Below are 14,764 nucleotides of genomic sequence, written 5' to 3'. Positions count from 1 at the left end.
CTTAAATGGAAAATACTTCAGTGGTAGAAACAAAAAAAGATATCTATGCGCAATCGCAATTAACCAAAAAAGATTTAATGACGACATTTGTCTTTTCGAATTTTCAGCAGGCATCCTTTAACTTTGAACGGATTCACGCCTTGGCTTTTTGTGTAGACATGATTCCAACGATTCGCCGCGTGTATAAAACTAAAGAAGAACAAGCGGAAGCCTTGAAACGTCACCTGACTTTTTTCAATACAACACCAGCCGTTTGTGGGCCGGTGATTGGCGTAACAATGGCGATGGAGGAAGCGCGGGCAAGTGGTGCGGATATCGATGATGGAACGATCAATAGTTTGAAGGTTGGTTTGATGGGACCTTTAGCTGGTGTCGGCGATCCGTTGGTTTGGGGAACCTTACGACCGATCACCGCAGCATTAGGTGCTTCCTTGGCTTTATCTGGAAATGTGATGGGACCAATTTTATTCTTTGTGGCCTTTAACGCGATTCGTTTAGCGATGAAGTGGTTTGGGTTAACTTACGGTTTCAGTAAAGGGATGGACATTGTTAAAGATCTATCTGGTAATTTATTACAAAAATTGACTGAAGGCGCGACAATTTTAGGATTATTCATCATGGGGGTCTTGGTAACGAAATGGACGACTGTCAATATTCCATTAGTTGTATCGGAAACACCAGGTGCGGATGGAAAAACAGTCATCACAACGGTGCAAAATGTCTTGGATGATTTGGTGCCGGGATTGCCAGCGTTAGGTTTAACACTATTGATGATGTATTTATTGAAGAAAAAGGTCAGTCCGATTGTTTTAATCTTTGTTTTATTCGCAGTCGGAATCATTGGGTATTGGTTAGGTATTTTAGCTTAGCATTATTATAGAAGAAACTAGGGGGAACAGCAGTGAAAACGAAAGCAGTGCGTTTATATGGTAAGAAGGATTTGCGCTTGGAGGAATTTGAATTACCTGAAATCAAAGAAAATGAAATCTTGGCTTCAGTCATCACCGACAGCATTTGTATGTCGACATGGAAATTAGCCAATCAAGGGGCGGACCATAAAAAAGCACCCAATGATTTAGCCGAAAATCCGATTATCATCGGTCATGAATTTTGCGGCGAACTGCTTGAGGTTGGTGGAAAATGGGCACATAAGTATAAAAAAGGGGAGCGTTATGTTCTGCAAGCCAATCTGCAATTGCCGGATCGGCCGGACTGTCCCGGGTATTCTTACCCCTATACAGGCGGCGACGCAACCTATATTGTGATCTCGGAAGATGTTATGAATCAGGATTGCTTGATTCCTTATAAGGGCGATACGTATTTTGAAGGCTCATTGATTGAACCGCTATCTTGTGTGATCGGTGCTTTTGAAGCCAATTATCATTTAAAAGAAGGTTCTTATGAACATAAGATGGGGATTAAGCCTGAAGGTAATTTACTGATTATGGGCGGTACGGGTCCGATGGGGTTACTAGCGATCGATTATGCTCTGCATGGTCCGATTAAACCCAAGAAACTAGTAGTAACCGATCGTGACGCAGAAAAATTAGCACGCGCGGCAAAGCTTTATCCAAGTCAAAACGGGATCGAGGTTTCTTATGTAAATGTCGCAGATGTTGACGATCAAGTTAGTCTGTTAAAGGAAACGGTTGGCGGCGGCTTCGACGATATCTTCGTGATGATTCCAGTCGCAGCGGTCGTGACAGAGGCTGCAGAAATGTTGAATCCGGATGGTTGCCTAAACTTCTTTGCTGGTCCGCAGGATAAAGAATTTTCAGCACCAGTCAATTTCTATGATGTTCATTATTCCTTTACACACTTTGTCGGAACCTCTGGTGGAAATACCGAGGACATGCGTAAAGCCGTAAAATTAATTGAAGAAAAACAGGTCAAAGTGGCCAATGTCGTGACCCACATCCTAGGTTTGGATGCCGTAGGGGAAACTACCTTGGAGCAGCCAGCAATCGGCGGTGGAAAAAAATTGGTGTACACCCACAAGCAATCAGAATTGAAAAAAATCTCAGAGATTGCTGAGGATTCAGAATTGGGTAAGATTTTGGTTGAAACCGACGGTATATGGAGTCAAAAGGCCGAAAATTATGTTCTGAATAATTACCCAAATATTTAAAATTAAATTAAGCAAATGAATTGGTTGGTTGTTTTCAGTAGTTCAGCTTTTTTAATGTTCGTATTTTAGAGTTGAATTAACCTAAATATAAAAAGAGAACTACCGCAGAAAAGAACTGTTTCTGCGGTAGTTTCTTTTTTATAAATTCTCTTTTAGAAACTGCACGGTTGCTTGATAGGCGATGTCTGAGTAGCCCTCACCATGAACCGTTCCAGTGATCAATTTTACTTCACTGGGGACACCTTTTTCAGCTAGAGCACTTTGTAATTTATAAACGCCAGACAGAGGAACCAATTCATCCAATGAATTGGCAATGAAAATTGGTCCACTGTTATTTGAAACGCGGGATAAAGGATCTGCTTGTTTTAAAAGCGCCAGATCTTGATTCACGTAATTCAAGATAAACCATTTGTAAAAGGCATCGTTTGTGCCGTCCTGATCGATTTTTCCGCTAGCTTGTTTGTCAAAATCAGGTTTTTGATTCATCGCCGGTACGACTTCTGGGTGCTGATTTACCCAATCATAAAGATCGATAATCCCTGACCAAGAAGCAGCCGGGATTCCCTTTTGCAGAGCTAACTCGATCGATAAGTTTCCGCCAGCAGAAGAACCAAGGGTAGTGATCTTTCCTTTCACTGGATACGTACTATTTGCTAGCCAGTCATAGACCTTCAGCAGGTCGTCCATAGCAGCGGGAAAAATATGCTCTGGTGCTAAACGATAGTTGGGTGCGACAACGAGGAAGCCATCATTCATCAGTCTTTCTGCTAAAGCTGTTTCTTTGGCTTTGTCGCCACGGAACCAACCGCCGCCATGAATTAAAATAATCGCGGCTTCGATTGTTTGTGGTTCGTAAATATCTAAAGTTAATTGATTTTTTTCGTCGTATACATAATCTTTGATCATCGTAGCTCACTTCTTTTACTGTATTTAAATCAAATCGTTTTCTGCGGTTACTTGCGGCTGTTGCTGTAATAATTCATCTAGGATGGCTAATAACCTTTGCTGAGCGTCGCCATAGGCCTCGATTTGGTTGCCGAACTGCTGGTTGAAGCCTTCAAGTCCACCTTTCACGAATTCATATTCGTATTGATAGACTGCGTCATAGGCTTTTGTAAAGCGTTGCAGCAATGCCGTTTGCTTATCTAATTGCAGCGCCATTTGGATCACACGAAAATCAGTATAAGCGAGTTCAAATTGAACTGCCCAGATGCGCATAAATTCGTGCTGATTTTTGATGTGCAGAAAATGGTGCTCTGTTGTCCAGCGTAGATTGTTGATTGCTCCTAAAACGTCTAACATTTTCTCACCTGCTTTCTGATTCTTACAGTCTTTAATGTACGCTCTTTTTTCTACAGAGCAAGCAAGAAGTCTTGTGTTTTGATGAAAAAGACTTTCTTTCTAATTTTTCCTTTGCTACACTTAAAAAAAACGCAGAGAGAAGGACCATGATGAAGATCACCATCAAAGAAATCGCTGAGATGGCAGGCGTTTCCGTAACGACTGTTTCGCAGATTTTAAATAATAAGGGCAGTCGCTTCAGCGAACAGACCCGTAAAAAAGTATTAGCGATCGTTGAAGAATATCAGTATAAACCAGATTTTTTCGCGGCGAATTTGATTAACCGGCATTCGAAAACAATCGGGATGATTGTGCCCGATGTAACGGACTTTTTTTTCTCAAAGGTGATCGAAGGGGTAGAGAGTTATTTAAATCCTTTAGGCTATATGATTATTTTATGTAATTCCCGCCATGACATTGAGCAAGAAAAACGTTATTTAAATGAATTGTCCCATCGCTCGGTAGATGGAATCTTGTTGGCGACACCGAATCATCTAGAGGGTGAACATAAGCTGGGCAGTGATTTTTACCGTAAACACCCGATTGTATTGATTGACCGGGGCTTAAATGATCGCGACTGGGGTCAGTTGCTAGTTGAGGAATATGCTGGGGCCCAGGAAGTTCTGCGAGTGCTAGTCGAGATGGGGCACCGTCATATCGGCATGCTTAAGGAGAGTAAAGGGTATTATCAATTGACGGAGCGTGTGAAGGCTTATCGGCAGGTGGTTTTTGAGTATCAATTGCCTTTTGAAGAAAGCTATATTTGTTCTGGGGAATTAACAATTTCGGGCGGCTATCATGCTGCAAAAGAAGTATTAAAAAATAAGGAAATTACAGCAATATTTTGCGGAAATGACGAGATGGCTTTAGGGTGCTATCAGGCGATTTATGAAGCGGGATTAAAAATTCCTGAGGATATTTCAGTCGTTGGATTTGATGGGTTGGAAGTCAGTAAATATATGGTTCCACCGCTAACCACAGTCTTTCAACCGAGTAGTGAGATCGGCTTTTCAGCAGCTAAATTTTTAGTTGATGCGATTAATTTCCCTTCTCAGCGAATTCCGAATAAAATCTTCCAAACTAAATTAATTATTCGTGAGAGTGTAAAAAAAGTAGGTCAGGGTTGACAACGGGCTGAGTACCCGTTATAGTAACGATGGCAGCGCTAACAGAAAGCGCTTCTGTATTTAGTAAACTGTTTTACTAAAGTGGTTTACCTTTCGCCATTTTATTGTATAATATCTTTTGAAGCTTGGAGGAAAACCTATGAGAATGGTAGATTTGATTGAGAAAAAGAGAGACGGTAAAGCCCTATCAAAAGATGAACTTGATTTCATCATTGATGGCTATACAGACGGAAGTATTCCAGACTATCAGATGAGCGCATTGCTAATGGCGATTTTTTATCAGGATATGACAGATGAGGAAATTTCTCATTTGACCTTGGCTATGGCAAATTCGGGAGACATCATTGATTTGTCTTCTATTGACGGTGTCAAAGTGGATAAGCATTCAACTGGCGGAGTCGGTGACACGACAACCTTGGTTCTAGCACCTCTGGTAGCAAGTGTCGGTGTCCCTGTAGCAAAAATGTCTGGACGTGGTCTTGGGTTTACCGGCGGTACCTTAGATAAATTCGAATCGATCCCCGGCTTTAAAATCGAATTATCCGATCAAGAATTTGTTGATATCGTGAACAAGAGCAAAGTTGCTGTGATCGGTCAGTCAGGAAATCTGGCTCCGGCAGATAAAAAGCTATATGCGTTGCGGGATGTAACTGCAACAGTGGATTCAATCCCATTGATTGCCAGCTCAATTATGAGTAAAAAAATCGCGGCAGGCGCGGATGCGATCGTCTTAGATGTGACTACGGGCGAAGGGGCCTTCATGAAGAACATTGAGGATGCCAAGCGCTTAGCGAAAACCATGGTCCGCATCGGAAAACTTGCCGGACGTCAAACGATGGCAGTGATTTCGGATATGTCTGAGCCGTTAGGCGAGGCAATTGGAAATAGTTTGGAAATCGTTGAAGCGATCGATACCTTGAAGGGCGAGGGCCCAGCAGATCTCACGGAGATGTGTTATGTGCTAGGAAGTCAAATGGTTGTTCTGGCAGGTAAAGCGGCGACCTTGGATGAAGCTAGAGGAATGTTAGAGGAAGCTTTGCATTCAGGAAAAGCATTAGAAAAATTCCGTGAAATGGTTAAGGATCAAGGCGGTGACGTCTCTGTGATCGATCATACGGAGAAAATCCTGACAGCTAAATATGAAATCGAACTTCCTGCTAAGGCATCAGGCTATGTGACTGAGCTAGTGGCTAACGAAATCGGGATCGCGGCGATGCTATTAGGTGCAGGACGTAAAACGAAAGAAGAAGATATCGACCATGCAGTTGGTATCAAGCTGCATAAAAAAATTGGCGACAAAGTTACAGAGGGCGAATCGTTGTTAACGATTTATGCGAATACCAATGAAATTGCCGACGTTGAAAAATTACTTTATCAAAATATTTCGATTGGTGAAGCACCAAAAGAGCCTATTTTAATTCACGATATTATTACAGAATAAGTATTTAAAACTTTTTTGTAACAATAAAAAGTATATTATAATGAAAGAAGCGAGGGTCAGAAATGGAAATAAATCGAATGATCGACCACACAATTTTAAAAGCAGATGCTAGCAAAGAAGAGGTTATGAAGATTATTGAAGAAGCAAAGAAATACCGCTTCTACTCTGTCTGTATTAATCCAACTTGGGTATCACTTGCGGCGAAAGAATTGCAGGGCGAACCCGTTGCGGTTTGTACCGTGATCGGATTCCCATTGGGGGCAAATACTACCGAAACTAAGGCGTTCGAGGCAGCAAATGCGATTCAAAATGGTGCTGATGAAGTAGATATGGTTATCAACATTGGCGAATTGAAGGATGGCAACGACGAAAAAGTTCAAAAAGATATCGAAGCGGTGGTAGCAGCTGCGAAAGATAAAGCATTGGTCAAAGTGATCATCGAAACCTCGTTATTAACGAATGAAGAAAAAATCAAAGCCTGTGAATTAGCGAAAGCAGCCGGCGCAGATTTTGTTAAAACTTCTACTGGCTTCTCAACTGGCGGTGCGACGGTCGAAGATGTACGTTTGATGCGTGAAACGGTTGGACCAGAAATGGGTGTTAAGGCTTCTGGCGGTATCCACAATGCGAAAGAAGCAGCAGCAATGATCGAAGCAGGAGCAACTCGTTTGGGTGCCAGCTCAGGTGTTGCTATCATGAACGGCCTATCTGGTACGGGGTACTAAGAGCGGAGGCAGTATACATGAGTAAACAAGAATGGATCGATATCGCAGTTGAAGCACTCGACAAAGCGTACGTCCCATATTCAAAATTTCCTGTTGGCGCGTGTCTTGTGACCAAGGAAGGGAAAACCTATCAAGGAATCAATATTGAAAATGCTTCTTACGGCTTAACGAATTGCGCGGAACGAACAGCTATTTTTAAAGCTGTTTCGGAAGGCGAAAAAGCCTTTAGTCATTTAGTAGTCGCTGGTCACACACCAGAACCGATTTCTCCATGTGGCGCTTGTCGTCAAGTTATGGCGGAATTTTGCGATCCAGCGATGCCAGTAACCTTAGTCGGTGACAACGGAGTAACAAAAGAAATGACCGTTGGAGAGTTACTGCCGTATACCTTTACTGACAAAGATTTATAAACCATGTTCATTCAGTCGCAGGACTGTTGAAAAAAACATATTTAGGGGGCTTTACAGAAATGAAAAAAGCAAAATTATTTGGCCTAGGTACCGTGGCAATGGCAGCATTGCTGACTCTAGGAGCTTGCGGCGGCGGTAGTGGCGGCGGTTCAACTGATTCTTCCGGCGGAGCGGCTAAAGAAGATGCGAAACACAGCGTAGCAATCGTAACAGACATTGGTGGGGTGGACGACCGTTCATTTAACCAAAGTGCTTGGGAAGGTCTTCAAGCATGGGGTAAAGAACACGATATCAAAAAAGGTACTGGCGGATATAACTATATCCAATCAAACGATGCTTCTGAATATGAACAAAATATTTCACAAGCTGTTACTAACGGATTCAAAACAGTTTTCGGGATTGGTTACTTACTAGCTGACCCAATCTCAGCAGCAGCAGATCAAAATCCAGATACAAACTTCGTTATCATTGACTCAGTGATTGATGGCAAAGACAACGTTGCATCAGCAACATTTAAAGACCAAGAAGCAGCTTACCTTGCAGGTGTAGCAGCAGCTGAAACAACGAAATCAAACAAATTAGGATTCGTTGGTGGTGAAGAAGGTGCCGTAATCGACCGCTTTGAAGCTGGTTTTGTTCAAGGTGTGAAGGATACTGCTAAAAAATTAGACAAAGATATTTCTGTAGACGTACAATATGCGGCTTCATTCGGTGATCCAGCCAAAGGTAAAGCCTTAGCAGCAAATATGTACAACGGTGGAATCGATATTATCTATCATGCTTCAGGTGGTACAGGTCAAGGGGTCTTCTCCGAAGCGAAAGCGCGTAACGAAAAAGCCGACGAAGCAGACAAAGTTTGGGTTATCGGTGTCGATAGCGACCAAGATAAAGAAGGCGAATACAAATCTAAAGACGGTAAAGAAAGCAACTTCTGTTTAACTTCAACACTTAAAGGCGTGGGCGCAGCGGTTCAATCAATCTCTACGGATGCATTGAATGATAAATTCCCTGGCGGCAAGCATCTAACCTTTGGTTTGAAAGACGGCGGTGTTGATTTAACCAAAGGCTACCTTTCAGACGATGCGAAAGCAGCTGTTAAAGAAGCGAAAACAAAAATTTCTGATGGCGATGTTAAAGTTCCAGAAACTCCTGAGAAATAATTATCAGGCGACCATAGTCTCCAACTTGAGAGGCTATGGTCCTCTTTTAAAAAAAGTCTTCTTTTAGACAAGTCACAGCCTGTGCTTGATTTGTCTAAGGGAAGAACGCCCTTAGCGTTGCAATGTTTTGTCAGGTTTTAAAAAGCGATAGGATGTGAAAAGAAAGTGACAGAAGAACAAATTGTCATTGAGATGCGCAATATCACCAAGCAATTTGGCACGTTTAAAGCGAATGACAACATCAATTTACAGATTCGAAAAGGCGAGATTCATGCGCTTTTAGGTGAAAATGGTGCTGGGAAATCAACATTGATGAATGTCTTGTCCGGGCTATTACAGCCAACTTCTGGTGAGATTCTAATGGACGGACAGCCCGTCGATATCTCAAGTCCAACGAGAGCGAATCAATTAGGAATCGGAATGGTCCATCAGCATTTCATGTTAGTGGATGCTTTTACCGTCACAGAGAACATTATTTTAGGTAGCGAGCCGAAGAAAAACGGGATGCTGGATAAAAAGAAAGCTAAGGCCGAAATCGTTCGTCTATCTGAAGAATATGGATTGAAGGTTGATCCGGATGCGTATATTCGCGATATTTCAGTTGGGATGCAGCAACGGGTTGAAATTTTGAAAACCTTGTATCGTGGCGCCAATGTTTTGATTTTTGATGAACCAACGGCAGTATTAACACCGCAAGAAATTGATGAGCTGATTACGATTATGGAAGGCCTGATCAATGAGGGCAAATCAATTATTCTAATTACTCATAAGCTAGATGAAATTAAAAAAGTTGCGGATCGCTGTTCAGTCATTCGTCGGGGACAATACATAGGAACGGTCGACGTCAAAGATGTCAGCTCGCAACAATTAGCCGATATGATGGTGGGGCGTTCTGTTTCATTCAAAACAGATAAGGTACCAGCAACGCCGGGCGAAGTCGTTCTTTCAATTAAGAATCTTGTTGTGAAAGAAAGTCGCGGCTTAGAAGCTGTGAAGAATCTTTCACTGGATGTCCATCGCGGCGAAGTTGTCGGGATCGCCGGAATCGACGGCAATGGTCAGACAGAGCTGATTCAAGCGTTAACTGGTTTGCGCAAAGTCGAAAGCGGAACTGTCACAATTAGCGGAAAAGACGTCACAGGAAAAGCACCGCGTCATATTACTGAAACGGGTGTCGGACATGTGCCGGAAGACCGGCATAAATATGGTTTGATTCTACCATTGCCATTATCAGAGAATATTGCACTGCAATCGTATTATCATGAACCATTCAGTAAAACAGGTATCTTGAACTATGGGGAAATCGACCGTTACGCAAAACGCTTGATTGAAGAATACGATGTACGAACGACCAGTGAAAAAGCACCAGCGGCGTCATTATCAGGCGGGAACCAGCAAAAAGCGATTATTGCGCGGGAAGTGGATCGTGATCCAGATCTGTTGATCGTATCACAGCCAACTCGTGGACTGGACGTTGGGGCGATTGAATATATCCACAAACGTTTGGTTGAACAGCGCGACAAACAAAAAGGCGTGCTATTAGTAAGTTTTGAGTTAGATGAAATTTTGAATGTCTCTGACCGTATCGCGGTTATTCATGCAGGGGAGATCGTTGGTATCGTAGATCCGAAAGAAACTTCTGAAAACGAGCTTGGGCTATTGATGGCCGGCTATAGTTTAGAAGAAGCGCGAGCAGAATTAGCAAAGGCTGGTGAGACAAATGAATGATCGCTCAGAAAGAATTAGAAATATTTTAGTACCGATTATTTCAGTTATTTTAGGATTTGTTCTTGGTGCTGTTTTAATGTTAGTGTTTGGGTTTAACCCAATTGAAGGTTATAACGCGATGTTCAGTTCCGCGTTCCAAAGCAAAATGTCTATCGGAGAAATTTTGGTGGGTGCAGGTCCGTTGATCTTTACCGCTCTTGGGTTCTCCGTTGCCAACTCGGCAGGATTCTTTAACGTCGGGTTATCTGGGCAAGCGCTCTGTGGCTGGGTCGCAAGTATCTGGGTCGCATTAAGCATGCCGGATTCACCGAAATTCGTTGTTTTACCATTAGCGATCATCGCTGGTGCTTTGGCCGGAGCTGCGGCTGCAGCGATTCCTGGATTGTTGCGAGCATTCTTCGGAACCAGTGAAGTGATCGTAACGATCATGATGAACTATGTGATCCTGTATGTAGCGAATCATATCGTTAACCATGTAATGTCACCAGATATCATTTCCAATAAAGGTGTGACAAAAGGTGTCGGCTTGAATGCCTCATTACGCGAACCTTGGTTAACGAATTTATTCGGCGGGTCACGGGTTAACATGGGAATTATTTTAGCGTTAGTCTTCTTAGTACTTGTATGGTTCTTAATGAAACGAACAACACTAGGTTTTGAAATTCGTTCCGTTGGTTTGAATCCTTTTGCTTCTGAATATGCTGGGATGAGCAGTAAACGCACGATCGTAATCTCAATGATCATTTCAGGTACCTTAGCTGGTCTTGGCGGTGTGGTTTATGGACTAGGAACATTTATGAATTACTTTGTTCAAGGAACATCTGTCAGCATCGGGTTTGACGGAATGGCCGTTTCGCTGTTAGGAAACGGAAGCTCAGTGGGGATTTTACTCTCCGCATTGCTGTTCAGTATCTTGAAGCTCGGCGGACAAGGGATGCAGTTCTCAGGTATTCCAAGTGAATTGGCCAATAGTGTAATTCCGTTGATCATCTTCTTCGTAGCCATCAACTACATCGTACGTGTTGGTTTAGCAAAAGTCATGGGCGGTAAAAAAGAAGTCGCAACTGTCCAAGAAATAGAAAGTGCTCCGAATGAAGAATCTGAAAAAGGGGGCAAAGTCTGATGAATATGGATTTAGTAGCTTCAATTATTGCTCAGACACTTGTGTATTCAGCACCGTTGATTTTAACAGCTTTAGGTGGCGTCTTTTCTGAACGCAGCGGGATCGTTAACGTTGGTTTGGAAGGGATCATGGTTGCTGGGGCGTTTAGCTCAGTGGTCTTTAACTTAGCTTTTGCCGATCAATTTGGCGCAATGACGCCTTGGTTGGGTGTTTTAGTCGGCGGCTTAGCAGGGATGGCATTCTCTTTACTGCATGCGGTAGCGACAGTCAGCTTCCGTGCGGATCATATTATCAGTGGGACTGTAATGAATCTATTGGCACCGCCATTAGCGATTTTCCTAATTAAGGTTATTTATGGTAAAGGCCAAACAGATACAATTCAACAGCAATTTGGTTACTTTGATTTTCCTGTATTAAGCAAGATTCCTGTACTTGGTGATCTTTTCTTTAAAAATACAAGTTTACCAGCGTACTTTGCGATTTTAGTCGCGGTAATTTCTTGGTTCGTGATTTTTAAAACACGTTTTGGCTTACGCTTACGTTCTGTCGGTGAAAATCCACAGGCAGCGGATACTTTGGGAATCAATGTTTACGCCTTGCGTTACTCAGGTGTCTTGATTTCTGGTTTCCTTGGCGGAATGGGCGGAGCAGTCTTTGCACAATCCATCGCTGGACGTTTTGCGCAAACAACCATCGCTGGTCAAGGCTTCATTTCACTAGCAGCGATGATCTTTGGTAAATGGAATCCGTTAGGTGCGATGGGGGCTGCGATCTTCTTCGGATTCGCACAAAACTTGAGTATCGCAGGATCAAACTTACCGATCATTTCACAAATTCCAGACGTGTATCTACAATCAGCACCATACGTCTTAACCATCGTGGTACTGGTCATTTTCCTAGGGAAAGCAGCAGCACCAAAAGCAGACGGTGTCAATTACATCAAATCAAAATAATTCTTTCGTTTTTAAAGGGTGGGACTATGGGACAATGTTCTTAGTCACGCCCTTTTTGCCAGTCCAACTTTCGCAGTTGCTCAAGGTTGGACTGGCAAAAATAAAATCTTTAAACCAGACATAAATATGCGAGGTTTAGTTGGATGGTATGCGTGATGAGGATCAAACTAACTTTTTCGTTTTTTGAAAAAGTTAATCCCTTAATGCGAATTAGCTGCGAATCAATTGTTCAAACGTATTATATTAGTGAAATCGTATGCGTACGAAGATGAAATCATTTTTCGCGGTTTTCGAAAAATGAATTCCGCTAAACTGAGCTAGCTGCCAGTCCAACTATTTTACAGCAGTTCAAGGTGGGGCTGATATACGTGATAAGAGTCAGACAAACTTTCTCGATTTTGAAGAAGTTGATCATTCAATGCGAGTTCCACAATTCTTGCACAGAATAGCTTTTATTTTACGGAACAGCAAGAACCCAATATACTGGAGCTGTGTCAGTTAGTTTAGCAGCACAAAAGTTTTGTTAAATATATAAGTAGGTTTCGCCTTACTTATTTTGATATAAATAAATAGAAAGAGGGAATAGAAATGTTTAAGCGCATTCACTTAGTCGTAATGGATTCAGTCGGTATCGGAGAAGCACCGGATGCTGAAAAATTTGGAGATGTCGGTTCAGATACATTAGGTCATATTGCAGAAGAAGCTGGATTGAACATTCCGCATTTGGAACAGCTTGGTCTTGGAACGATTCGTCCACTGAAAGGTGTGAAGGATGTTGCCGATCATGATGGCTATGCGACAAAATTAGAAGAAATCTCTGTCGGCAAGGATACCATGACTGGTCATTGGGAAATTGCTGGATTGAATATTCAAACCCCTTTCCGCGTTTTTCCAGAAGGCTTCCCACAAGAGTTGCTTGATCAAATCTCTGAGTTTTCTGGTCGCGGAATTATCATGGGTGCGAACAAGCCTTATAGCGGAACTGAAGTTATCAAGGACTTTGGCGAAGAACAAATGAAGACTGGCGATTTGATTATCTACACGTCTGCTGACCCTGTATTGCAGATTGCCGCCCATGAAGAAATCATTCCGTTAGAAGAATTGTACAAAATTTGTCAATATGTTCGTGATATTACGAAGGATGATCCTTACATGATTGGTCGAATTATTGCACGTCCTTATGTTGGTGAACCTGGCAACTTTACTCGAACAAGCAACCGTCATGACTATGCCCTTGATCCATTTGGTAAAACCGTTTTAGATTCATTGAAAGATAATGGTAAAGATGTGATTGCGGTTGGTAAAATTAACGATATTTTCAATGGTCAAGGCATCACTGATGCGGTTCGTACGAAGAGCAACATGGACGGCGTTGACAAGTTGCTAGATGTCATGAAAAATGATTTTACGGGCTTGAGCTTTACGAATCTCGTTGATTTTGATGCCTTGTTCGGTCATCGTCGGGATGTTGTCGGCTATGCTCATGCGATTGAAGAATTTGATTTACGAATTCCAGAAATTTTGGACGCAATGCAGGACGATGATTTACTGATGATCACAGCCGATCACGGAAATGACCCAACCTTTACTGGAACCGATCATACCCGTGAATATGTACCTTTCTTGGTTTACAGCAAGAAAATGGCGGCACAAGGGAAATTACCGCAAGGGTACTATTCAGATATCGCAGCGACCATTGCCGAAAACTTTAACGTTCCAGCAACAGAAAATGGCGAAAGCTTCCTAAAATTATTGAAATAAAAAATATTTTATATAAGGAGACCTTTATGACAGACTTACAAGATAAAATTCAACAAACGGCCAGCTATATCCAAGAAAAAGGAGTAGCTGAGGTTGCATTTGGATTGATCCTAGGTTCAGGGCTAGGTGAATTAGCAGAAGAAATCGAAAATCCTGTAGTAATCCCGTACAACGAGATTCCGCATTTCCCTGTTTCCACAGTGGTTGGTCATGCTGGGCAATTGGTTTACGGCAGTTTAGCCGGAAAAAATGTATTGGCGATGCAAGGTCGTTTCCATTATTATGAAGGAAATCCGATGGACACGGTGACTTATCCTGTTCGCGTCATGGCAGCATTAGGTATTCATTCAGTAGTGGTGACAAATGCAGCAGGTGGTGTGAACGAAGGCTTCCAACCAGGGAATTTGATGCTGATCACTGACCATATCAATTTCATGGGAACCAATCCGTTAATCGGACCAAATGATGAAAACATGGGTCCACGCTTCCCGGACATGAGTGCAGCTTACACGAAGGAATACCAAGAAAAAGCGCGTGAAGTCGCAAATAAATTGGCTATCGATTTGCAAGAAGGCGTTTATATGGGATTCACTGGACCAACCTATGAAACACCCGCGGAAATTCGGATGGCTCGTACAATCGGCGCAGATGCTGTTGGAATGTCAACCGTACCGGAAGTCATCGTAGCGGCACACAGCGGCATGAAGGTTCTAGGTGTTTCATGTATTACCAACTTAGCGGCGGGCATGCAGGCGAATTTAAACCACGCTGAAGTTGTGGAAACAACAGAACGTGTCAAAGAAGACTTCAAGAAATTAATCAAAGAAACTTTAGCGGTGTTATAATCGTATAGAAGTAAGTATATTA

General features: G+C 42.5%; 14 protein-coding genes. 12 read left to right on the top strand and 2 right to left on the bottom strand.

Annotation, left to right across the window (positions count from 1 at the left end; genetic code table 11):
• Positions 1-5: 5 nt before the first annotated feature.
• Both IGI44_RS15085 and IGI44_RS15080 read left to right on the top strand, forming a co-directional pair.
• Positions 6-869, top strand: coding sequence for a PTS system mannose/fructose/sorbose family transporter subunit IID (locus IGI44_RS15085; protein ID WP_438788571.1), 864 nt, complete (start codon positions 6-8; stop codon positions 867-869).
• Positions 870-901: 32 nt separating this feature from the next.
• Positions 902-2,128: a zinc-binding dehydrogenase gene (locus tag IGI44_RS15080; protein WP_438788570.1), complete on the top strand. Its 1,227-nt coding sequence runs from the start codon at positions 902-904 to the stop codon at positions 2,126-2,128.
• A 138-nt stretch (positions 2,129-2,266) separates the two neighbouring features.
• On the opposite strand, the gene IGI44_RS15075 is transcribed toward IGI44_RS15080, so the two are convergent.
• A complete protein-coding gene (locus IGI44_RS15075) occupies positions 2,267-3,034 on the bottom strand; it encodes an alpha/beta hydrolase (RefSeq protein WP_438788569.1) in 768 nt (255 codons plus the stop codon).
• 24 nt (positions 3,035-3,058) lie between these two features.
• Positions 3,059-3,430: a hypothetical protein gene (locus IGI44_RS15070; protein ID WP_438788568.1), complete on the bottom strand. Its 372-nt coding sequence runs from the start codon at positions 3,428-3,430 to the stop codon at positions 3,059-3,061.
• Between the two features lie 146 nt (positions 3,431-3,576).
• On the opposite strand from IGI44_RS15070, the gene IGI44_RS15065 reads away from it, so the two are divergent.
• The 10 genes from IGI44_RS15065 to IGI44_RS15020 all read left to right on the top strand — a co-directional run bounded on the left by IGI44_RS15065 (position 3,577) and on the right by IGI44_RS15020 (position 14,742).
• Positions 3,577-4,596: a LacI family DNA-binding transcriptional regulator gene (locus tag IGI44_RS15065; protein ID WP_438788567.1), complete on the top strand. Its 1,020-nt coding sequence runs from the start codon at positions 3,577-3,579 to the stop codon at positions 4,594-4,596.
• Between the two features lie 139 nt (positions 4,597-4,735).
• Entirely contained in the window at positions 4,736-6,037 is a 1,302-nt protein-coding gene (locus tag IGI44_RS15060; protein WP_438788566.1) for a pyrimidine-nucleoside phosphorylase, read from the top strand.
• A gap of 62 nt (positions 6,038-6,099) precedes the next feature.
• Entirely contained in the window at positions 6,100-6,762 is a 663-nt protein-coding gene (gene deoC / locus IGI44_RS15055; protein WP_438788565.1) for a deoxyribose-phosphate aldolase, read from the top strand.
• Positions 6,763-6,779: 17 nt separating this feature from the next.
• Positions 6,780-7,172, top strand: coding sequence for a cytidine deaminase (locus tag IGI44_RS15050; protein ID WP_438788564.1), 393 nt, complete (start codon positions 6,780-6,782; stop codon positions 7,170-7,172).
• Between the two features lie 59 nt (positions 7,173-7,231).
• On the top strand, positions 7,232-8,332 hold the full coding sequence (locus IGI44_RS15045; protein ID WP_438788563.1) for a BMP family lipoprotein: 1,101 nt from the start codon (positions 7,232-7,234) through the stop codon (positions 8,330-8,332).
• Positions 8,333-8,497: 165 nt separating this feature from the next.
• The gene (locus tag IGI44_RS15040) at positions 8,498-10,060 is read left to right on the top strand and encodes an ABC transporter ATP-binding protein (protein WP_438788562.1); all 1,563 of its coding nucleotides are present in this window, start codon (positions 8,498-8,500) and stop codon (positions 10,058-10,060) included.
• Entirely contained in the window at positions 10,053-11,183 is a 1,131-nt protein-coding gene (locus IGI44_RS15035; protein WP_016181658.1) for an ABC transporter permease, read from the top strand. Before IGI44_RS15040 ends, IGI44_RS15035 begins: the two co-directional genes overlap by 8 nt.
• Positions 11,183-12,136, top strand: a complete 954-nt coding sequence (locus tag IGI44_RS15030; protein ID WP_438788561.1) for an ABC transporter permease — start codon at positions 11,183-11,185, stop codon at positions 12,134-12,136. The genes IGI44_RS15035 and IGI44_RS15030 overlap by 1 nt, the downstream gene beginning before the upstream one ends.
• A gap of 588 nt (positions 12,137-12,724) precedes the next feature.
• Positions 12,725-13,897, top strand: coding sequence for a phosphopentomutase (deoB, locus tag IGI44_RS15025; protein ID WP_438788560.1), 1,173 nt, complete (start codon positions 12,725-12,727; stop codon positions 13,895-13,897).
• 26 nt (positions 13,898-13,923) lie between these two features.
• Entirely contained in the window at positions 13,924-14,742 is an 819-nt protein-coding gene (locus IGI44_RS15020) for a purine-nucleoside phosphorylase (RefSeq protein WP_438788559.1), read from the top strand.
• Positions 14,743-14,764 lie beyond the last annotated feature (22 nt).

The organism is Enterococcus sp. DIV0756 (assembly GCF_051710745.1).
Lineage (GTDB): Bacteria > Bacillota > Bacilli > Lactobacillales > Enterococcaceae > Enterococcus_A.
This window is presented reverse-complemented; position numbering and strand designations above follow the sequence as displayed.

Bases quoted from the DNA above. Each gene is read 5' to 3' on its own strand.
- IGI44_RS15085 (WP_438788571.1), top strand. From the start codon at position 6: ATGGAAAATACTTCAGTGGTAGAAACAAAAAAAGATATCTATGCGCAA.
- IGI44_RS15075 (WP_438788569.1), bottom strand. From the start codon at position 3,034: ATGATCAAAGATTATGTATACGACGAAAAAAATCAATTAACTTTAGAT.
- IGI44_RS15070 (WP_438788568.1), bottom strand. From the start codon at position 3,430: ATGTTAGACGTTTTAGGAGCAATCAACAATCTACGCTGGACAACAGAG.
- IGI44_RS15065 (WP_438788567.1), top strand. From the start codon at position 3,577: ATGATGAAGATCACCATCAAAGAAATCGCTGAGATGGCAGGCGTTTCC.
- IGI44_RS15060 (WP_438788566.1), top strand. From the start codon at position 4,736: ATGAGAATGGTAGATTTGATTGAGAAAAAGAGAGACGGTAAAGCCCTA.
- deoC (WP_438788565.1), top strand. From the start codon at position 6,100: ATGGAAATAAATCGAATGATCGACCACACAATTTTAAAAGCAGATGCT.
- IGI44_RS15050 (WP_438788564.1), top strand. From the start codon at position 6,780: ATGAGTAAACAAGAATGGATCGATATCGCAGTTGAAGCACTCGACAAA.
- IGI44_RS15045 (WP_438788563.1), top strand. From the start codon at position 7,232: ATGAAAAAAGCAAAATTATTTGGCCTAGGTACCGTGGCAATGGCAGCA.
- IGI44_RS15035 (WP_016181658.1), top strand. From the start codon at position 10,053: ATGAATGATCGCTCAGAAAGAATTAGAAATATTTTAGTACCGATTATT.
- IGI44_RS15030 (WP_438788561.1), top strand. From the start codon at position 11,183: ATGAATATGGATTTAGTAGCTTCAATTATTGCTCAGACACTTGTGTAT.
- deoB (WP_438788560.1), top strand. From the start codon at position 12,725: ATGTTTAAGCGCATTCACTTAGTCGTAATGGATTCAGTCGGTATCGGA.
- IGI44_RS15020 (WP_438788559.1), top strand. From the start codon at position 13,924: ATGACAGACTTACAAGATAAAATTCAACAAACGGCCAGCTATATCCAA.